We start from the raw sequence: 18,205 nt of genomic DNA, 5'->3' as shown, positions 1-18,205 counted from the left end.
AGGCATAGCATGTCTAACCAATATTTAGATCCAAATTTAAAAGTTTTTAGCCTAAACTCTAACCGTGAATTAGCTTCAGAAATTGCAAGCTTTATTGGCGTGGAGCTAGGAAAGTGTTCTGTTCAACGCTTTAGTGATGGAGAAATTACAATCAATATTGAAGAAAGTATTCGTGGATGCGATGTATTTGTTATTCAATCAACTAGCTCTCCAGTGAATGAGCATTTAATGGAGCTTCTCATCATGATTGATGCTCTAAAGCGTGCTTCAGCGAAAACAATTAATATTGTTATGCCGTATTATGGCTATGCACGTCAGGATCGTAAGGCAAGAGCACGTGAGCCAATTACAGCTAAACTAGCGGCGAATTTACTAGAAACTGCAGGTGCAACGCGTGTCATTACTCTTGACTTGCATGCCCCTCAAATTCAAGGCTTCTTCGATATTCCAATTGATCACTTAATGGGCGTGCCTATCCTTTCAGAGTATTTTAAAAGCAAAGCAATGGACGGAGATCTTGTTATCGTGTCACCAGACCATGGCGGTGTAACAAGAGCAAGAAAAATGGCTGAACGTTTGAAGGCTCCAATTGCGATTATTGATAAGCGCCGTCCAAAGCCGAATGTGGCAGAAATTATGAATATTGTTGGTAACATTGAAGGGAAAATTGCGATCTTAATAGATGACATTATCGATACGGCTGGAACAATTACATTAGCAGCAAATGCTCTTGTTGAACATGGAGCATCTGAAGTGTATGCATGCTGTACACACCCAGTATTATCAGGGCCTGCAATTGATAGAATTCAAAACTCCTCTATTAAAGAATTAGTTGTGACAAATTCAATTGCGCTTCCAGAAGAAAAGAAAGTAGATAAAATTGTACATCTTTCAGTTGCGCATTTAATCGGTGAAGCAATTATTCGTGTTCATGAGGAGCAATCAGTAAGCACACTTTTTGATTGATGGTTAACTAAAGGGTTTAGACTTCCTCGTTTTAGGGCAATTTTTAAAGAGAGCCTTTTAATAAAATGAGGAAGGGGATCTTTTTAATGACTGCAGTCCTACAAGCAAAGGAAAGAAAAGAATTCCGTGGATCTGTATTAACCCGTTTGCGACAGGAAGGGAATATTCCTGCTGTCGTCTATGGGGCAAAAGTAGAAAGCAAGCCGATCTATTTCAGTGAGGTAGATTTTACGAAAATTGTTCGCCAGGTGGGTAGAAATGGCGTTATTTCTTTGGATTTAGATGGTCATAAACATAATGTTGTATTAAGTGAATATCAGGCAGATCCGATCAAAAATGAGATCATTCATGTTGACCTTCTTGCAGTAGATATGTCAAAGGAAATCACAGCAAATGTTCGTGTCGTCCTAATTGGGAATGCAGCAGGCGTAAAGGATGGCGGTGTAATGCAGCAGTCTCTGCATGAAGTATCCGTAACTGCTACACCTGATAGTATTCCGCAATCTGTAGAGGTCGATGTAACGAACATGCAAGTCAATGAGACAATGACGATAGCAGATATTAAATCGAACCAAGGCTATGAAATCAATCATACTGAGGATGAAGTCATTGCTTCCATTCTTCCTCCTAAACAGGAAGAAGAAATTCATAGTGGTGAAAAGCAGAACGAAGGTACACCTGAGAATGAAGAGGGAAGAGAAACGAAAGCAAATGAAGAATAAAGAGGCTGATTAAGATTATGCCTTGCAAAAGTAAGGGTCTGGCTCGAAAACATTAGTCAGCCCCTTCTTTTTTAAATAGAATAAAGTATGACTTTTTTAATTTGAGAAATGTCTAGCTCCAGCGCCTACCCCCTCGAGGTCACAAGCCAATCCTCCCAGAAAGGTAAAGAACACCTTTCCGAGAGGCTCGTCTTGTGCTTGTCGGGGGTGAGCAAGGCGCTTCCGCATTTCGATTCGGGGGTGATAGTATGAAATTGATAGTGGGTTTAGGGAATCCTGGTAAACAGTATGAAAAAACAAGACATAATATCGGTTTTGAAGTGATTGACTCCCTTTCAAACAAATTTAACATTCCTCTTGATCAAGCGAAGTTTCAAGGAGTCTATGGAGTTGGTCATGTACAGGGTGAAAAAGTATATTTATTAAAACCACTTACATATATGAATTTATCAGGAGAATCCATTATTGCTTTAATGGATTATTTTCAAATTGAAGATGATGAGCTCGTTGTGATTTACGATGATTTAGATCTGCCAGTTGGAAAAATCCGTCTGCGGCAAAAAGGGAGTGCTGGTGGTCATAATGGCATTAAGTCCACAATTGCTCACCTTGGTACACAAGAGTTTAACAGAATAAGAGTAGGCATAGATAGGCCACCAGCTGGAATGAAGGTTCCAGACTATGTATTAGGGCGATTTACGCAAGAAGAGCAAGAGCAAATGGGCGAGGTTATACAAAGATGTGCAGCGGCGTGTGAAGCTTGGTTGTCTAAACCATTTTTGCAAATCATGAATGAATATAATCAGTAAAATCATATTTCTTTATCTTTATCATAATAATATATCATTCTCATTTATTTCTAATGAATAAGTTCCTTTTAAAGCGTTCATACTACAGGTATCAACGTTTTTAATAGGAGGAACGGGAATGGCCATTCATTATCATTGCCGTCATTGTGGTGTAAAAATTGGTACAATTGATGATACTGCAATCAATACAGAGCAATTGGGATTTCATTTGCTAAATCATGAAGAACGCCAAGAAATGATCACATATGATCAGACTGGCAACCTTCAAGTAAAGGCAATATGTGAAGATTGTCATGAATTGCTTCAACGGAATCCTGATTTTCATCAGAATGAATTTTTGATTCAATAACAGGCTTTGGACTGTCATCCAAAGCATTTTTCTATTTAAAAGATTAATCGAGTTTGAGAAATGTCTAGCTTTGGCGCTTGCGCTTTTCTTAGAAGGAGGGTAGCCATGAAAGGGCTTAAACAGATAATAAGTCAGCAAGATGATCTCCAATCCGTTTTGTCTGGTATTCGAGAAGGATTAAAGGAACAGCTTATATCAGGTTTATCGGGCTCCGTAAGAACACTTTTCTTAGCCTCTGTTTATGAACAGACAAGAAAGCCCATCTTGATCGTTACACACAATCTTCTGCAAGCACAGAAGCTGTATGATGATATTGTTCATTTAGTTGGGGAAACAGAAGTGTTTTTATATCCTGCGAATGAATTAATTGCTGCCGAAATTAGTATTGCAAGTCCGGAATTAAAGGCACAGCGAATTGAAGTTTTAAATCATTGGAGCAAAAGCAGTAATGGGATCATGATTGCACCAGCGGCAGGCTTGAGAAAAATTCTTCCACCAGCAGCACTTTGGAAAGAAAGCCAACTAACATTAAAAGTGGGCGATGAACTTCTTGAGGAACAGTTATTGATGTTCGTTCAAATGGGCTACTCACGGGTTGGCATGGTTTCATCTCCTGGGGAATTCAGTGTAAGAGGGGGGATTATTGATATTTACCCATTAACGGAAACAGATCCAATCCGAATTGAATTATTCGATACGGAAGTAGATTCAATCCGTTCTTTTTCACTGGAAGATCAGCGGTCTAAGGAGAAGCTATTGGAAGTGACGATTGGTCCGGCAACGGAGTATCCTTTACAGCCGATGCATTATAAGAAAATAATTGAAAAAATTGAAACAGGCCTAGGAACTAGCCTGAAAAAAATAAAAGATGATAAAGCAAAAACATTGCTTGCTCAAAATATTGGATACGAGCTTGAGCAATTAAAAATGGGCAGTAAACCAGATCAACTATTTAAATATCTTTCCTTAGCTTATGAGGAAGAAAATAGTTTAATAGACTATCTCCCTGAAAATGGACTCATTTTTATTGATGAAGTCAGCCGCGTGCAAGAAATGAATGATTCATTAGAAAAGGAAGAGGCTGAATGGTATACAAGTCTATTAAGTGAGGGGCAAATCATTCATGATGTGAAAATATCACATAATTTACGTGGTTTTTTACAAAAAAAGAAACAGCCGCTCATTTATATGTCATTGTTTCTAAGGCATGTCCCAAATACAAATCCACAAAATCTTATAAATGTTTCCTGTAAGCAAATGCAGAATTTCCACGGTCAAATAAATGTTCTTAAAGCGGAGCTTGAACGTTGGAAAAAAGGAAGCTATACCGTTATTTTTCTTGGCTCTGATCAAGAACGGGTTAAGAAGCTTAAAAGAGTTTTAGAAGATTATGAAATTGAAGCAGCATTTATAGCAGAGGATCAGGCCCTCCTTCTTAAAAAAGTTCAAATAATGGAAGGTAGTTTACAAACGGGATTTGAGCTTCCAAGCCAAAAGCTTGCTGTTATTACAGAAGAAGAGCTTTTTAATAAAAAAACGAAAAAGCAGCCACGCCGCCAGAAGCTTTCCAATGCAGAGCGCATCAAAAGCTACTCTGAACTAAAGGTTGGCGATTATGTTGTCCATGTTAATCATGGGATTGGGAAATATTTAGGGATAGAAACGCTTGTGATTAACGGGGTTCATAAGGATTACCTGCATATTCGATATCAGGGCAGTGATAAACTCTATGTACCTGTCGAGCAGATTGATCTTATCCAAAAATATGTTGGGTCTGAAGCAAAGGAACCGAAAATATATAAATTAGGCGGCAATGACTGGAAAAGAGTTAAAAAGAAGGTAGAATCCTCTGTTCAGGATATTGCTGATGATTTAATTAAGCTTTATGCAGAGCGAGAAGCTTCGAAAGGACATGCTTATAGTCCAGACGGAGAGATGCAACGCGAATTTGAAGCGGCTTTTGCTTATCAAGAAACAGATGATCAGCTGCGTTCGATCCATGAGATTAAAAAAGACATGGAACGAGAGCGTCCGATGGATCGGCTGCTATGTGGAGATGTTGGATATGGAAAAACAGAAGTCGCTATTCGGGCTGCATTTAAGGCAGTAGCAGATGGAAAGCAAGTAGCATTTCTTGTTCCAACAACGATCCTAGCACAGCAGCATTATGAAACAATGCGAGAGCGGTTTCAAGATTATCCGATTGAGATCGGCCTTATGAGCCGATTCAGATCAAGGAAACAACAGACTGAAACGATAAAAGGTTTAACGGCGGGCACAATTGATGTTGTGGTCGGTACTCATCGGATCTTATCCAAAGATATTTCCTACCGGGATTTAGGGCTTCTGATTGTAGATGAGGAGCAGCGATTCGGGGTTACTCATAAAGAAAAAATTAAACAGCTGAAAACGAATGTTGATGTGCTGACGTTAACAGCCACACCAATCCCAAGGACTCTTCATATGTCCATGCTTGGTGTTCGTGATTTATCCGTAATTGAAACACCTCCTGAAAATCGTTTTCCTATCCAAACGTATGTCATGGAGTATAATGGCGGCATAGCTAGGGAAGCCATTGAAAGGGAGCTTGCACGGGATGGCCAAGTATATTTCCTTTATAACAGAGTAGAGGATATTGAGCGAAAAGCAGAGGAAATCTCCATACTAGTTCCTGACGCCAGAGTGACCTATGCCCACGGGCAAATGTCTGAAAACGAATTGGAGTCCGTTATGCTAAGCTTCCTTGCGGGCGAATTTGATGTTCTTGTCAGTACGACGATCATTGAAACAGGTGTTGATATTCCAAATGTGAATACACTCATTGTCCATGATGCTGATAAAATGGGGCTTTCTCAGCTTTATCAATTAAGGGGAAGAGTTGGGCGCTCGAATCGAGTAGCTTATGCTTATTTCACATATAGAAAAGATAAAGTACTGACAGAAGTGGCGGAAAAGCGTCTTCAAGCGATAAAGGAATTTACAGAGCTAGGTTCTGGATTTAAAATTGCCATGCGAGATTTGTCCATTCGAGGCGCTGGAAACTTGTTAGGTGCTGAACAGCATGGCTTTATTGACTCAGTAGGCTTTGATTTATACTCTCAAATGCTTAAAGAAGCCATTGAGGATAGAAAAGGCAATATAGAGACACGAGAGAAGCAGAGATTAGAAATCGATCTTGAGCTGGATGCCTATATTCCTGACTCCTATATTTCAGATGGGCATCAAAAAATTGAAATGTACAAACGTTTTAGGGGAGCTGTATCATTAGAGGATATTGAAGAGCTGAATGAAGAAATGATCGATCGTTTTGGCGAATATCCTGTTGAGGTATCCTATTTGTTCCAAGTGGCAGAAATGAAGGTCCATGGTGAGCTCTCTGGAATTGAAATCATTAAACAGACAAAAAATGAAGTATTAATTATGTTATCCGAAAAGGCTAGCGAACAAATTGATGGCCAAAAAATCTTCCAAATCACAAGTAAATATGGCAGGACGGTTGGTCTTGGAATGGAAGGGAAAAAACTAAAGGCTGTCCTCCATGTTAAAGGTATGAAATCAAATGAATGGTTAAACATAGCCTTTGAAGTGGTCCGAGGCTTTAATCAATCAAAGAAAGAGCAGCAAGGGCAAGTAATATAAGAGGATTATGAAGCATGCCGAAAAAAGCATATTTTTATGTTTTTTATTCATTAATACTTTGGGATAAATCGGAAATAAGAATTTATAGAACAATTATCCAATTTTGGTACCCTTTACATACTTAAGAAAAAATATTTGAGCGTGTATAGAACTTTCCAGATGAAAGATACTAAGTTCAAACATGGCGGTGTATTCATTTTCTCCCAAATATGGATCATAGCCAATGAGAAAAACTTTGTAAAAAAATCATCAGATGAAAGTGAGGCAACATTGGATGAAAGCAACTGGTATTGTTCGTCGAATCGATGATTTAGGGCGAGTGGTGATTCCTAAGGAAATCCGCAGAACATTGCGTATTCGTGAAGGAGATCCACTGGAAATTTTTGTGGATCGTGATGGAGAGGTCATTTTAAAGAAGTACTCACCAATTAGTGAATTAAGCGATTTTGCAAAAGAATATGCTGAGGCATTGTATGACAGCTTAGGAAATCCCGTTTTAATTTGTGACAGGGATACGTACATTGCTGTTGCGGGTGGTTCTAAAAAGGATTATTTAAACAAAAGCATTAGTGAATTAATTGAAAAAACAATGGAGGATCGCAGTTCTGTTCTCATGAATCAGCCGGGAGATATTTCCCTTGTTGATGGGAATACAGAATCCGTTTCTTCATACACAGTTGGTCCAATTATTGCAAATGGGGACCCGATTGGAGCAGTCATTATTTATGCAAAAGAGGATTCATTAGGGGAAGTTGAGCAGAAGGCTGTTGAAACAGCTGCAGGCTTCTTGGCAAGGCAAATGGAATCATAAGGTGAAACTTTCATAAGTGGGCTCCCATAGTCTTTGGGAGCCCACTTGGTTTTTAAAAGAAATGTCTAGCTCCAGCGCCTACCCCTGACGTACAGGACGTACTAGTGTCGACAATGCGACAGGACAAGGAAAGCTTCGTCAGCGAAACATCGCACGACCAAAAGTAAAGCTTTTGGGAGGACGTCGCGCTTTTGTCGACCTCGAGGTCATAAGCCAGTCCGCCAAGAAGGTTAAAGAACAACCTTCCTGTCGGCCCGTCTTATGCTTGTCGGGGGTGAGCATAAAGGAAAGCTTCACGAATAGACATCGCAGGAACAATCTGTTTTTGATTGTTCCGAAGGCGCTTGCGCTTTTCCTAAATAAAATTAGCTTTTTCGATAAATTCATTGTCATCATGCTATAATACTTTCGAGCTTAAGTTTGGAAGGAGATGGACGATGAGGGCCGAGAATCATACAAAAGATTTATTTAAGGGAGCCTTCATTTTAACAATTGCTGCCCTTATTACAAAAATACTAAGTGCGGTTTATCGAGTACCATTTCAAAATATTGTAGGAGATGTTGGTCTTTATATTTATCAGCAGGTGTATCCTTTTTACGGAGTTGCTTTGACATTATCTACATATGGATTTCCTGTAATTATATCTAAGCTATACGCAGAAGAGGCTAATAAGAAAGAAAAGTCGGGTATACAGCATTTATTTATTACAGCTGCTTTTATTTTATTTATGATAGGCTTTCTTGGCTTTGCAGCTCTTTATTGGGGCGCTGACCTATTAGCAGCACAAATGGATGATCCACAGCTTGCCATTTTGCTGAAGGTAATTTCTATTACCTTTTTGATCTTCCCAATTGTCTCGTTGTTTAGGGGGTATTACCAAGGAAAAGGATATATGGTTCCTACGGCTGTTTCACAGGTCGGTGAGCAGCTAATAAGAGTGTTAACGATATTTTTGGCGGCTTTTTTGCTTACGGGTCAAGGATATAGTCTATATATCGTTGGAGGAGGAGCAGCTTTCGGCTCTGTTACAGGGGGAATCGTATCGATTCTCATTTTAGTTACTTTTTATTGGTTCAGAAAAGGGAAATTTCATTCATCAATCGTAAAAATTGATTTTAAAAAAAGCAGAAAGTTCGCTAGTATCCTTTTGCTTCAGGGCTTAGCAGTTTGTGTAAGCAGCATGCTTCTTGTTTTTATGCAGATGGCAGATTCATTTAATCTATATTCCTTGCTTGTTTCCTCAGGTATGAAGGATCTTGATGCGAAAGAGCTGAAAGGAATTTATGACAGAGGACAGCCCTTAATTCAAGTGGGGATGGTTGTTGCGACATCTATGTCTTTATCATTAGTTCCTATCATAACGAGTGAGAAGCTGAAGGCAAGTGTTGAACTGATGCATGAAAAAATCCGCCTTGCACTCAAAATAGGATTGTTTGTAGGGGCTGCTGCGACAGTTGGTTTGTGGAATATTATTATCCCTACAAACATCATGCTTTTTGAAAATAGCAATGGTTCTGATGTATTGGGTGTTTTGAGCATCATTATTTTATTAAGCTCCATGATTATGACCATTACGGCCATTTTACAAGGCTTAGGAATGACCCTATTTCCTGCCTTTGTCATCCTTTGTGGCTTCGGGGTGAAATATGTCATGAATATGCTACTTGTTCCGCAGTATCATACAATGGGAGCTGCAATCGCATCTTGTATAACTTTAAGCTTGATTATGGTTATTTTGTTTTTCAAGCTTCGCAGCCATTTGAATACTCCCATCTTGAATGGGCGATTTTTGATCGTGATTAGTTTTGCTGCTTTTGTCATGTTCATTGTCCTGCAGGTTTATTTATATTTAACAGGATTTATCCATCATTTTGGCCACGATCGTTTATTCGCAGGCTTTCAGGCGCTTAGTGCCGTTTTAGTTGGAGGTATTAGTTATCTATGGATCGTGTTAAAAGGAAACACCTTCAAGGAAGAGGAGCTTTCCATGCTGCCTTTTGGAAGCAAGCTAATGATTTTGCTGCCTAAAAAGAATAGGAGATGAAAACGAAAATGTCAAAAATTACAATATTAGGGTTGGGCGCAGGAGACATTGACCAGCTTCCGCTTGGAGTATATCGATCTTTAAAAAATGCTTCACCCCTGTTTTTACGAACAAAGGAACACCCTGTTGTGCTGGAGTTAGAAAAGGAAGGATTAGCATTCACTTCATTTGACAGTATTTACGAAAAGCATGAGCAATTTCACGAAGTCTATGAAGAGATATGCAGATCTATATTAGAGGTCGCTGTCAAAGAAGATGTTACCTATGCCGTCCCTGGCCATCCACTTGTTGCCGAACGAACTGTGCAGCTATTGTTAGAACGAGCAGAAGAGCTTGGAGTAACCATTGAGATTGGCGGAGGACAAAGCTTCCTCGATGCTTTATTCCAAGTGCTAAAAATTGATCCGATTGAAGGCTTTCAGCTTCTTGACGGAACGAGTTTGAAAAAGGATGAAATGGAAGTTAAGCATCATATGATCATAGCTCAGGTGTATGATCAGTTTGTTGCTTCGGAAGTGAAGCTTATTCTAATGGAAATCCTTCCATATGATTATATCGTGTATATTGTGACTGCTGCAGGGAGTAAAGAGGAGCAAATTCGAAAGGTTCCGCTATACGAACTTGATCGTGAGATGGAGATCAATAATCTAACCTCCATCTATGTCCCCCCTGTGACGGATGAACCCATTTTATATAAAAATTTTTCCAAGCTTCGTGAAATTATTGCTGAGCTACGCGGGCCGAATGGGTGTCCATGGGATAAAAAGCAAACACATGAATCGTTAAAGAAATATTTAATTGAAGAAGCCTATGAATTAATTGAAGCGATTAATGAAGAGGATATTGACCATATGATTGAAGAGCTTGGTGATGTTCTTCTGCAGGTACTGCTTCATGCGCAAATTGGGGAAGATGACGGTTTCTTTTCCATTGAAGATGTCATAGAAGGGCTTTCTGAAAAGATGGTACGCCGCCATCCACATGTATTTGGTGATATAACGGCAGAAACGGAAGAGGATGTATTGAAAAATTGGCAAGACATCAAGAATGAGGAGAAGGGCTCCGTAGAAGAGTCGTCCCTCCTTGATGGAATTGGCAAGTCCCTCCCTAACTTAAGGGCTGCAGTTGAAATTCAAAAGAAAGCGGCAAAAGTTGGCTTTGATTGGAAGGAAGTCGGGCCTGCTTGGGAGAAGGTAAAAGAAGAAATCGGTGAATTTGAAATAGAGGCAGAGAAGGAGAGCGACAATAAGATTCATGAGTTTGGTGATATCCTATTTGCTTTTGTAAATATTGCCCGTTTTTATCAGGTTGATCCTGAGGAAGCGTTATTTCTCACAAATCAAAAGTTCAAGCGCCGTTTCTCTTATGTTGAAAAAAAGGTTAAGGAGAGCGGGCAAGCTTTTTCTGACTTCCAATTAGAGCAATTAGACGAATTTTGGGAGGAAGCAAAGAAAATGGAGAGGAGAATGAATGATGAGATTAGATAAATTTTTGAAAGTATCGCGATTAATAAAAAGACGGACGCTTGCAAAAGAGGTTTCGGATCAAGGGCGAATTTTAGTAAATGGCCTACAGGCGAAAGCAAGCACAACCGTTAAAGTCGGAGATGAGTTAGTTATTCGCTTCGGACAAAAGCTAGTTACGGTTAAAATTGATCGATTACAAGAGACAACGAGGAAAGAAGAAGCATCTGAAATGTATACGGTTGTAAAAGAAGAAAAGGCTGAAGCGGAAGCTTAAATGCTACGCGCCTGAATTCTGATTTCTGAAAGTTCTATTTCACCCACTCCTTTCATAAACATGTACAAAAAGCTTGTACTTTTGTGATGTGAGGAGATGTATGATGAGCCAATATTATGAGCAAAATTCAACGAAATCGAATGTCCAAGAGCATGATGTTATTATGCGTGGGAGAAGGCTTTTAGACATTACAGGCGTTAAACAAGTTGAGAGCTTTGATAATGAAGAGTTTCTATTAGATACCGTCATGGGCTTTCTTGCGATTAAAGGTCAAAACTTGCAGATGAAGAACTTGGATGTTGATAAGGGAGTCGTCTCTATTAAAGGAAAAATATTTGATCTCGTTTATATAGATGATCAGCATGGAGACAAAACTAAAGGCTTCTTTAGCAAGTTATTCCGATGACACTAAATATACAATTTATGACCATGCTGGCCATGATCGGCATGGGAAGTGTCTTTGGTGCCTCCTTAGATACGTACAACCGTTTTTTAAAGCGCACAAAGCGCAAAAGTTGGATTGTTTTTGTTAATGATATCCTATTTTGGATTGTACAAGGGTTAGCTATTTTCTATATATTATTTATCGTTAATCGCGGAGAATTAAGGTTTTATATATTTGTAGCCTTATTATGCGGATTTGCAGCTTATCAAAGTTTATTTAGAAGACTATATCTTCATCTGCTGGAGATTGTCATCTTGATGATAATCTCTATTTATCGCTTTTTGCTTAAATTATTCCATTATGTAATTTATAAACCGGTAAGGGGTTTAATTCTGGCTGTCATTTCGATTCTTCTCCTTTTAGGTAAGGGCCTTCTAGCGCTGTTAAACATCATCTTCAAGCTGATCTTGTTCCTATTAAAGGTGATATTTCTTCCATTCAAATGGATTTTTCTACTTTTGTGGAAACTTATGCCGAAAAATCTTAAAAAATCAGTCGAGAAGATATATAATAGAATGGCAGGAGTTTTGAGAAAAATAAAGAATTATTGTATGAATTGGATATCTAGTTTGAAAAAACATAAAAAGTGAGGAGGGGATGCGAAATGGGTGCCATCCAGAAAAAGAAAGTAGCCAAAATTCAAACAAGCTATGCGGTGCAGCAAGAAGCAGCTGAGATTAATAAAGGAAGGAAAAGAAAGCTTTTATTTAGAAGATTAGCTATCTTTTTTATAGGTGCTGCCTTTATTTCATTTCTCATGATCTCTACACTCGTTTCGCAATCCGCTGCTCTTGAGGAAAAAAACGAGGAGAAAAAGCAGCTTAAAAACGAGTTGGCATCATTACAGAAAAAGGAAGTTGAGCTCGAAGAGGAAATTGTAAAGCTGAATGATGATGAATATATAGCTAAGCTTGCTAGAAAGGATTATTTCCTTTCTGAAGAAAATGAAACAATCTTTAAATTGCCTGAGGAAAAGGAAGAAAAAAAGGAAAAAAAGGAAAAATCATCTGATTAGACCTTGTATTGAACTCTTTTCTTAAGTTCTGTATAATATATAGTAAGTATTTTTATATCTTTCAAGGAGGAAGTTTCTTTTTATGTCAATCGAAGTGGGCAGCAAGTTACAAGGAAAGGTAACAGGGATTACAAATTTCGGAGCGTTTGTGGAGTTACCGGAAGGCTCTACCGGTCTAGTGCACATTAGTGAAGTCGCAGACAATTATGTAAAAGATATTAACGATCATCTTAAAGTTGGTGATCAAGTTGAAGTAAAGGTCATTAATGTCGAAAAGGATGGAAAGATCGGTTTATCCATTAAAAAGGCAAAAGATCGTCCTGAAAGACCTGAAAGACCTGAAAGACCAGAAAGAGGCGACAGAAGAGAGTCAAGAGGAAATGCACATTCCGGGCGTCCACGCCAAGGCAGACCAAACGATAATCGCCCCTCTAGAGAGAATTTTGAGTCAAAAATGGCTCGGTTTTTAAAGGATAGTGAAGATCGTCTGTCATCTTTAAAACGCAATACTGAATCAAAGCGTGGAGGAAGAGGAGCTAGACGAGGTTAACTTGCTGCTTAGTTGATATATGATTTATATATAGCTGGGTTGAACGTTAATGATTCCCATTTGTAAAGACAAGTCAATAATTGGCTTGTCTTTTTGTGTTATTTCATTGAAAAACAGCAAAAAAAGCGGAAGTATTAGTTATGTAACTAATGCTTTCGCTTTTTTTGTCTTATGCTTGTCGCCGATAAGCAGGCGCTCTCCGCTTTTTATATTGTCTAGCTCCAGCGCCTAGGGGCTCGAGGTCATAAGTCAAGCCAACAAGAAGGTTAAAAAACAACCTTCCTGCCGGCTCGTCTTATGCTTGTCGCCCCTGATCGAGGCGCTTCGCTTTTCTGTATTGTCTAGCTCCAGCGCCTACCCCCTCGAGGTCACAAGCCAATCCTCCCATAAAGGTAAAGAACACCTTTCCGTGAGGCTCGTCTTGTGCTTGTCGGGGGTGGACAAGGCGCTTCCGCATTTCGATATAGCGGCGGAGGGGATCGAACCCCCGACCTTACGGGTATGAACCGTACGCTCTAGCCAGCTGAGCTACACCGCCATGGTTAAATTAAACACAAAGACAATCATACAAAGGTTTTTACTTAAAGTCAATGAAATTTATGAGATTTTGTTTTCTTTTTGAACATTTCGGGGAAATGCGTCGAACGAATAATGGAAGCCTGTCCGCCATTATGACAAACTTCTAGCGGTATTAATTTTATAATAATCAGAATAATAAAGGATGGGGAGTGATGTTAAATGGAAAAGGCAGAAAGGAATTTAATCGAACCGCTCGGCGAAGTTAATTTTAACAAACCTAAATTGGAATTATCGAAGGGATTAATTAAATTTCAGTTACGAGTGGAAACCTTCTTTCTTAAAAAAGGCTATCTTCTATTGTTGATCGGATTTTTACTTGGCAGAGCTTTAATCTTGTCCAAGCTTATGCCTTTTAGTCTCCCGTTTTTTGCCGCTGTTTATTTTATCAGAAGGGATAAAGCACCTCTTGCTTTAATAGGGCTCATCGCTGGTGCAGCTACCATCTCCATTGCTAACGCCGTGTCAGCTTTTGGGATTACCTTCTTATTCTTATTTGTTTTTCGTGTTTCCAAGAAGTGGCTGCATAATGAATTGCGTGCATTGCCATTCTTTGTGTTTTCTACTTTGCTCGCTGGAAAATTAGTAGAGGATTTTATTTTAACAAAAAAACTGACTCTTTATGATGGAGTGATGGCTGGTGTAGAAGCAAGCTTAGGATTTATCCTCACACTGATTTTTATTCAAAGCATTCCGTTGTTATCTATTAGCAAGCGTCGGCAAACTTTGAAAACCGAGGAAATTGTCTGTTTAATCATTATGTTAGCTTCCGTTATGACAGGTACGATTGGTTGGTCAGTCTACGATCTCTCCATTGAACATGTCATGAGCAGATATTTAGTTTTACTTTTTGCCTTTGTTGCCGGGGCTACCGTCGGATCGACGGTAGGTGTTGTAACAGGCTTAATATTCAGCCTTGCAAATGTATCTAGCTTCTACCATATGAGTCTGCTTGCATTTGCCGGCCTCCTTGGCGGGCTTTTAAAAGAAGGAAGGAAAATCGGTGTTGCAGCTGGTTTATTAATTGCTACTCTATTAATCGGCATGTATGGAGAAGAAAATAGCCATTTATTAAAAACAGTACTGGAAACAGCTGCTGCTATTTTCTTGTTTATTCTTACGCCACAAGCACTATTAACGAAGATTGCGAAGCATATTCCAGGAACGCCAGAATATGCAGCAGAACAGCAGCAGTATATGCGAAAGATGCGGGATGTCACCGCTCAACGAGTGGCTCAGTTTTCTAATGTCTTTCAAGCGCTTTCTAAAAGCTTTTCATCCTATGATGATCCATCTGAATGGCAAAAGGGAGAAGAAGGAAGAGAGTTTGATTACTTTTTAAGCAATGTTACTGGGAAAACATGCCAAAATTGCTTCAAAAAGGAACATTGCTGGACAAGGAACTTTGATACAACATATGACTATATGAAAGAGATTATGAATGAATTAGATCATTTTGGCGAAACTTCTCCACGCCTGTCTAGGGAGTGGGAAAAGCATTGCACTCGTTCGAAAAAAGTAACAGAAACGATCCAGCAAGAGCTCACATTTTATCATGCAAATCAAAAGCTAAAAAAACAAGTACAGGAGAGCAGAAGATTAGTTGCAGACCAGTTAAGGGGCGTTTCAGAGGTGATGGGTGACTTTGCCAAGGAAATTCAAAGAGAAAGGGAAAATCATCATAAGCAGGAAGAACAGATTTTAGAAGCCTTACAGGACTTTGGCATCCATATTGAGCAGGTGGAAATCTATAGCCTTGAACAAAGAAATGTCGATATTGATATGACAATTCCTTACTGCAGAGGACATGGGGAATGTGAGAAGCTGATTGCTCCTATGCTGTCAGATATTCTAAGAGAAACGATTGTCGTGAAAAATGAGGAATGTTCAACCTTTCCAAATGGATTCTGCCACGTTACATTTCGTTCAGCAAAGGCGTTTAATGTTGAAACAGGAATTGCGCATGCAGCGAAGGACGGAGGATTTATATCAGGCGACAGTTACTCCACGATGGAGTTAGGATGCGGAAAGTTTGCGATTGCGATTAGTGATGGGATGGGCAATGGGGAAAGGGCACATATTGAAAGCAACGAAACGCTTCAGCTTTTACAAAAGATATTACAATCAGGAATTGAGGAAAAAGTTGCGATAAAGTCAGTGAACTCTATATTATCGTTACGCACCACGGATGAAATATTCTCTACGTTGGATTTAGCTATGATTGATCTGCAAAATGCAGGAGCTGAATTTTTGAAAATAGGATCTACTCCTAGCTTTATTAGAAGGGGGAATAAAGTCATTAAAGTGGAGGCAAGCAATTTGCCAATGGGCATTCTGCAGGAGTTTGAGGTGGATGTTGTGAGTGAGCAGCTAAAAGCTGGAGATTTACTAATTATGATGAGCGATGGTATTTTTGAAGGGCCAAAGCATGTAGAAAATTTTGATTTATGGATGAAGCGGAAAATTAGTGAGTTAAAAACAGAAGACCCGCAGGATGTAGCTGATTTAATTATGGAGGAGGTCATCCGATCAAGATCTGGATATATAGAAGACGATATGACAGTGGTTGTTGCAAAAATTAAACACAATACACCAAAGTGGACAAGCATACCCGTCCATAATCTTAGAAAAAAGGCTAATTAGTTAATTTAACCTAAATAAATTAAAATTATGTATATTTCCCCTCCATCAAGTCGAAAATGGAAACGAAAAGCGGAAGCGACTTCGGAACAATTTCAGATTGTTCCTGTGAAGGTTATTCAAAAAAGTGGAGGGGAGTTTTATGAAAACAGGTACGTTAAAGCAAATTTTACTCATAACGGATGGCTGCTCTAACCAAGGTGAGGATCCGATTGCGATGGCGGCCTTAGCGAAGGAGCAAGGGATAACAGTCAATGTGATCGGTGTAATGGAAAGAGATGAAATTGATGAAAAGGGTATAACTGAGATTGAAGGCATTGCCATGTCAGGCGGGGGCGTTAGTCAGGTTGTCTATGCAAAGCAGCTATCACACACCGTCCAAATGGTCACGAGAAAAGCGATGACACAAACACTGCAAGGAGTAGTTAACAGAGAGCTGCAGCATATTCTTGGCGGTGAGAAAACAGTAGAGGATCTCCCTCCTGACCAAAGAGGAGAGGTAATGGAGGTAGTGGATGAGCTCGGAGAAACAGCTGAGCTTGAAGTGCTAGTGTTAGTGGATACAAGTGCAAGTATGAAGCATAAGCTGCCAACGGTAAAGGAATCATTGTTTGATTTGTCTTTAAGCTTAAATGCTCGGTCTGGTGAAAATCGCTTTTCTGTTTTTGTATTTCCGGGGAAAAAGAAGGAAGTTGAAAAGCTCCTAGATTGGTCTCCGAACCTTGGATCTTTAACAAGTATTTTCAGCAAGCTAACGACAGGCGGCATTACCCCTACTGGTCCTGCGATTCGTGAAGCATTGACCTATTTTAAGAAAAAACGATCATTAAGGAGTCTGCTTTCCCGTGATGATGAATCATTCTTTGAAGAGTCAGTTTAAAATCAATCAAGGTACAGTTATTGAAGGGAAATGGCATCACAACCGCTATACGATTGTAAAGGAGTTAGGATACGGTGCCAATGGGATCGTGTATTTAGCGCAATGCCGCAATCAGCAGGTGGCGTTAAAAATGAGTGATAATGGAATGTCCATTACATCAGAGGTAAATGTTCTAAAATCCTTTGCAAAGGTCCAAGGCGATTGCCTAGGGCCTTCTTTGCTTGATGTTGACGATTGGATTTACAAGCAGGGGCAAATTTCCTTCTACGTCATGGAGTATATTCAAGGTCCTGATTTGCTATCCTTCATTCAGCAAAAGGGACCATCCTGGATAGAGGTTGTTATCCTGCAGCTTCTGAACAATTTACATAGGCTTCATCAAAATGGATGGGTATTCGGTGATCTTAAACCAGATAATTTAATCGTCACAGGTCCTCCACCTAGAATTCGCTGTATTGATGTTGGCGGCACAACGATTCAGGGGAGAGCGATTAAAGAGTTTACAGAGTTTTTTGATCGTGGATATTGGGGGCTTGGCACACGGAAGGCGGACCCTGGCTATGATTTATTTGCTGTTGCTATGATTCTTATCAATATTGCCTATCCGAAACGATTTAACAAAACATCTGGTGATCTGAAACAGCTAATTTTCATGGTACGGCAAAAAAAGGAGCTTCAAAAATATGAAGGAGTCATATTAAATGCACTGCAGGGGAAATACCATTCAGCAGAAGAAATGAGAAATTCGCTCCTGCAGCTTAATCAAGCTAGGCCCCAGTCCAAAGCAACAAATAGAGCACCTAATAGTAATCAAAATCAAGCTCGAACGAACAGAATAGTGGTGAGCAGGCAAACACATTTGAAAAAGAAAAAAAGAGGAGGATTTTTGGAGACATTTTTCATTTTTCTTATTATCTCTCTTCTCTATATTTTCTATATATATGGTCAATTAGTTTGAATGGACCTTACCTTTTGAAATTGGAAGAAGGAAAATGTTATGCTCAAAGAAAATAAAAGA

At 39.3% G+C, this 18,205-nt stretch carries 16 protein-coding genes and 1 tRNA gene; 16 read left to right on the top strand and 1 reads right to left on the bottom strand.

Going from position 1 to position 18,205, the window contains the following annotated elements:
• Nucleotides 1-9: 9 nt before the first annotated feature.
• The 13 genes from KHA94_RS25405 to KHA94_RS25345 all read left to right on the top strand — a co-directional run bounded on the left by KHA94_RS25405 (nt 10) and on the right by KHA94_RS25345 (nt 13,091).
• Nucleotides 10-966 (top strand): ribose-phosphate diphosphokinase, encoded by a 957-nt coding sequence (locus KHA94_RS25405; RefSeq protein ID WP_213104848.1) that lies wholly within the window; start codon nt 10-12, stop codon nt 964-966.
• 86 nt (nt 967-1,052) lie between these two features.
• Nucleotides 1,053-1,688 carry a 50S ribosomal protein L25/general stress protein Ctc gene (locus tag KHA94_RS25400; RefSeq protein ID WP_213104847.1) on the top strand — a complete coding sequence of 212 codons (636 nt, stop codon included), beginning with the start codon at nt 1,053-1,055 and terminating at the stop codon, nt 1,686-1,688.
• A gap of 248 nt (nt 1,689-1,936) precedes the next feature.
• Nucleotides 1,937-2,497, top strand: coding sequence for an aminoacyl-tRNA hydrolase (pth, locus tag KHA94_RS25395; RefSeq protein WP_057776780.1), 561 nt, complete (start codon nt 1,937-1,939; stop codon nt 2,495-2,497).
• 118 nt (nt 2,498-2,615) lie between these two features.
• Complete coding sequence (locus KHA94_RS25390; protein WP_213104846.1) at nt 2,616-2,846, top strand: anti-sigma-F factor Fin; 231 nt, start codon at nt 2,616-2,618, stop codon at nt 2,844-2,846.
• Between the two features lie 105 nt (nt 2,847-2,951).
• Nucleotides 2,952-6,485, top strand: a complete 3,534-nt coding sequence (gene mfd, locus KHA94_RS25385; RefSeq protein ID WP_213104845.1) for a transcription-repair coupling factor — start codon at nt 2,952-2,954, stop codon at nt 6,483-6,485.
• A gap of 274 nt (nt 6,486-6,759) precedes the next feature.
• Nucleotides 6,760-7,296: a stage V sporulation protein T gene (spoVT, locus tag KHA94_RS25380; RefSeq protein WP_213104844.1), complete on the top strand. Its 537-nt coding sequence runs from the start codon at nt 6,760-6,762 to the stop codon at nt 7,294-7,296.
• A gap of 437 nt (nt 7,297-7,733) precedes the next feature.
• A complete protein-coding gene (locus KHA94_RS25375; RefSeq protein WP_213104843.1) occupies nt 7,734-9,341 on the top strand; it encodes a putative polysaccharide biosynthesis protein in 1,608 nt (535 codons plus the stop codon).
• 8 nt (nt 9,342-9,349) lie between these two features.
• The gene (yabN, locus tag KHA94_RS25370; protein ID WP_213104842.1) at nt 9,350-10,828 is read left to right on the top strand and encodes a bifunctional methyltransferase/pyrophosphohydrolase YabN; all 1,479 of its coding nucleotides are present in this window, start codon (nt 9,350-9,352) and stop codon (nt 10,826-10,828) included.
• Complete coding sequence (locus KHA94_RS25365) at nt 10,815-11,081, top strand: RNA-binding S4 domain-containing protein (RefSeq protein WP_213104871.1); 267 nt, start codon at nt 10,815-10,817, stop codon at nt 11,079-11,081. Before yabN ends, KHA94_RS25365 begins: the two co-directional genes overlap by 14 nt.
• Nucleotides 11,082-11,184: 103 nt before the next feature.
• On the top strand, nt 11,185-11,487 hold the full coding sequence (gene yabP, locus KHA94_RS25360) for a sporulation protein YabP (protein WP_213104870.1): 303 nt from the start codon (nt 11,185-11,187) through the stop codon (nt 11,485-11,487).
• Nucleotides 11,484-12,116, top strand: coding sequence for a spore cortex biosynthesis protein YabQ (gene yabQ / locus KHA94_RS25355; protein ID WP_213104841.1), 633 nt, complete (start codon nt 11,484-11,486; stop codon nt 12,114-12,116). The genes yabP and yabQ overlap by 4 nt, the downstream gene beginning before the upstream one ends.
• 14 nt (nt 12,117-12,130) lie before the next feature.
• Nucleotides 12,131-12,541, top strand: coding sequence for an FtsB family cell division protein (locus KHA94_RS25350; RefSeq protein ID WP_213104839.1), 411 nt, complete (start codon nt 12,131-12,133; stop codon nt 12,539-12,541).
• 82 nt (nt 12,542-12,623) lie between these two features.
• Entirely contained in the window at nt 12,624-13,091 is a 468-nt protein-coding gene (locus KHA94_RS25345; protein WP_057776790.1) for a S1 domain-containing RNA-binding protein, read from the top strand.
• A gap of 464 nt (nt 13,092-13,555) precedes the next feature.
• On the opposite strand, the gene KHA94_RS25340 is transcribed toward KHA94_RS25345, so the two are convergent.
• A tRNA-Met gene (locus KHA94_RS25340) sits at nt 13,556-13,629 on the bottom strand.
• 200 nt (nt 13,630-13,829) lie between these two features.
• Between KHA94_RS25340 and spoIIE the strand changes: the two genes are divergently transcribed.
• The 3 genes from spoIIE (at nt 13,830) to KHA94_RS25325 (ending at nt 18,145) form a co-directional block, all read left to right on the top strand.
• Nucleotides 13,830-16,310 (top strand): stage II sporulation protein E, encoded by a 2,481-nt coding sequence (gene spoIIE / locus KHA94_RS25335; RefSeq protein ID WP_213104838.1) that lies wholly within the window; start codon nt 13,830-13,832, stop codon nt 16,308-16,310.
• 124 nt (nt 16,311-16,434) lie between these two features.
• Nucleotides 16,435-17,187 (top strand): vWA domain-containing protein, encoded by a 753-nt coding sequence (locus KHA94_RS25330; RefSeq protein ID WP_338030881.1) that lies wholly within the window; start codon nt 16,435-16,437, stop codon nt 17,185-17,187.
• Complete coding sequence (locus KHA94_RS25325) at nt 17,156-18,145, top strand: serine/threonine protein kinase (RefSeq protein WP_213104869.1); 990 nt, start codon at nt 17,156-17,158, stop codon at nt 18,143-18,145. Before KHA94_RS25330 ends, KHA94_RS25325 begins: the two co-directional genes overlap by 32 nt.
• Nucleotides 18,146-18,205 lie beyond the last annotated feature (60 nt).

Origin of the sequence: Cytobacillus citreus (genome assembly GCF_018343665.1) — a bacterium.
GTDB classification, from domain to species: domain Bacteria; phylum Bacillota; class Bacilli; order Bacillales; family Cytobacillaceae; genus Cytobacillus; species Cytobacillus citreus.
The sequence above is the reverse complement of the archived record's forward strand: the minus strand, read 5'-3'. Positions and strand labels throughout refer to the sequence as shown.

Bases quoted from the DNA above. Each gene is read 5' to 3' on its own strand.
- spoIIE (WP_213104838.1), top strand. From the start codon at position 13,830: ATGGAAAAGGCAGAAAGGAATTTAATCGAACCGCTCGGCGAAGTTAAT.
- KHA94_RS25390 (WP_213104846.1), top strand. From the start codon at position 2,616: ATGGCCATTCATTATCATTGCCGTCATTGTGGTGTAAAAATTGGTACA.
- KHA94_RS25350 (WP_213104839.1), top strand. From the start codon at position 12,131: ATGGGTGCCATCCAGAAAAAGAAAGTAGCCAAAATTCAAACAAGCTAT.
- yabQ (WP_213104841.1), top strand. From the start codon at position 11,484: ATGACACTAAATATACAATTTATGACCATGCTGGCCATGATCGGCATG.
- spoVT (WP_213104844.1), top strand. From the start codon at position 6,760: ATGAAAGCAACTGGTATTGTTCGTCGAATCGATGATTTAGGGCGAGTG.
- KHA94_RS25365 (WP_213104871.1), top strand. From the start codon at position 10,815: ATGAGATTAGATAAATTTTTGAAAGTATCGCGATTAATAAAAAGACGG.
- KHA94_RS25325 (WP_213104869.1), top strand. From the start codon at position 17,156: ATGATGAATCATTCTTTGAAGAGTCAGTTTAAAATCAATCAAGGTACA.
- KHA94_RS25375 (WP_213104843.1), top strand. From the start codon at position 7,734: ATGAGGGCCGAGAATCATACAAAAGATTTATTTAAGGGAGCCTTCATT.
- yabN (WP_213104842.1), top strand. From the start codon at position 9,350: ATGTCAAAAATTACAATATTAGGGTTGGGCGCAGGAGACATTGACCAG.
- KHA94_RS25345 (WP_057776790.1), top strand. From the start codon at position 12,624: ATGTCAATCGAAGTGGGCAGCAAGTTACAAGGAAAGGTAACAGGGATT.
- pth (WP_057776780.1), top strand. From the start codon at position 1,937: ATGAAATTGATAGTGGGTTTAGGGAATCCTGGTAAACAGTATGAAAAA.
- KHA94_RS25400 (WP_213104847.1), top strand. From the start codon at position 1,053: ATGACTGCAGTCCTACAAGCAAAGGAAAGAAAAGAATTCCGTGGATCT.
- KHA94_RS25405 (WP_213104848.1), top strand. From the start codon at position 10: ATGTCTAACCAATATTTAGATCCAAATTTAAAAGTTTTTAGCCTAAAC.
- mfd (WP_213104845.1), top strand. From the start codon at position 2,952: ATGAAAGGGCTTAAACAGATAATAAGTCAGCAAGATGATCTCCAATCC.
- yabP (WP_213104870.1), top strand. From the start codon at position 11,185: ATGAGCCAATATTATGAGCAAAATTCAACGAAATCGAATGTCCAAGAG.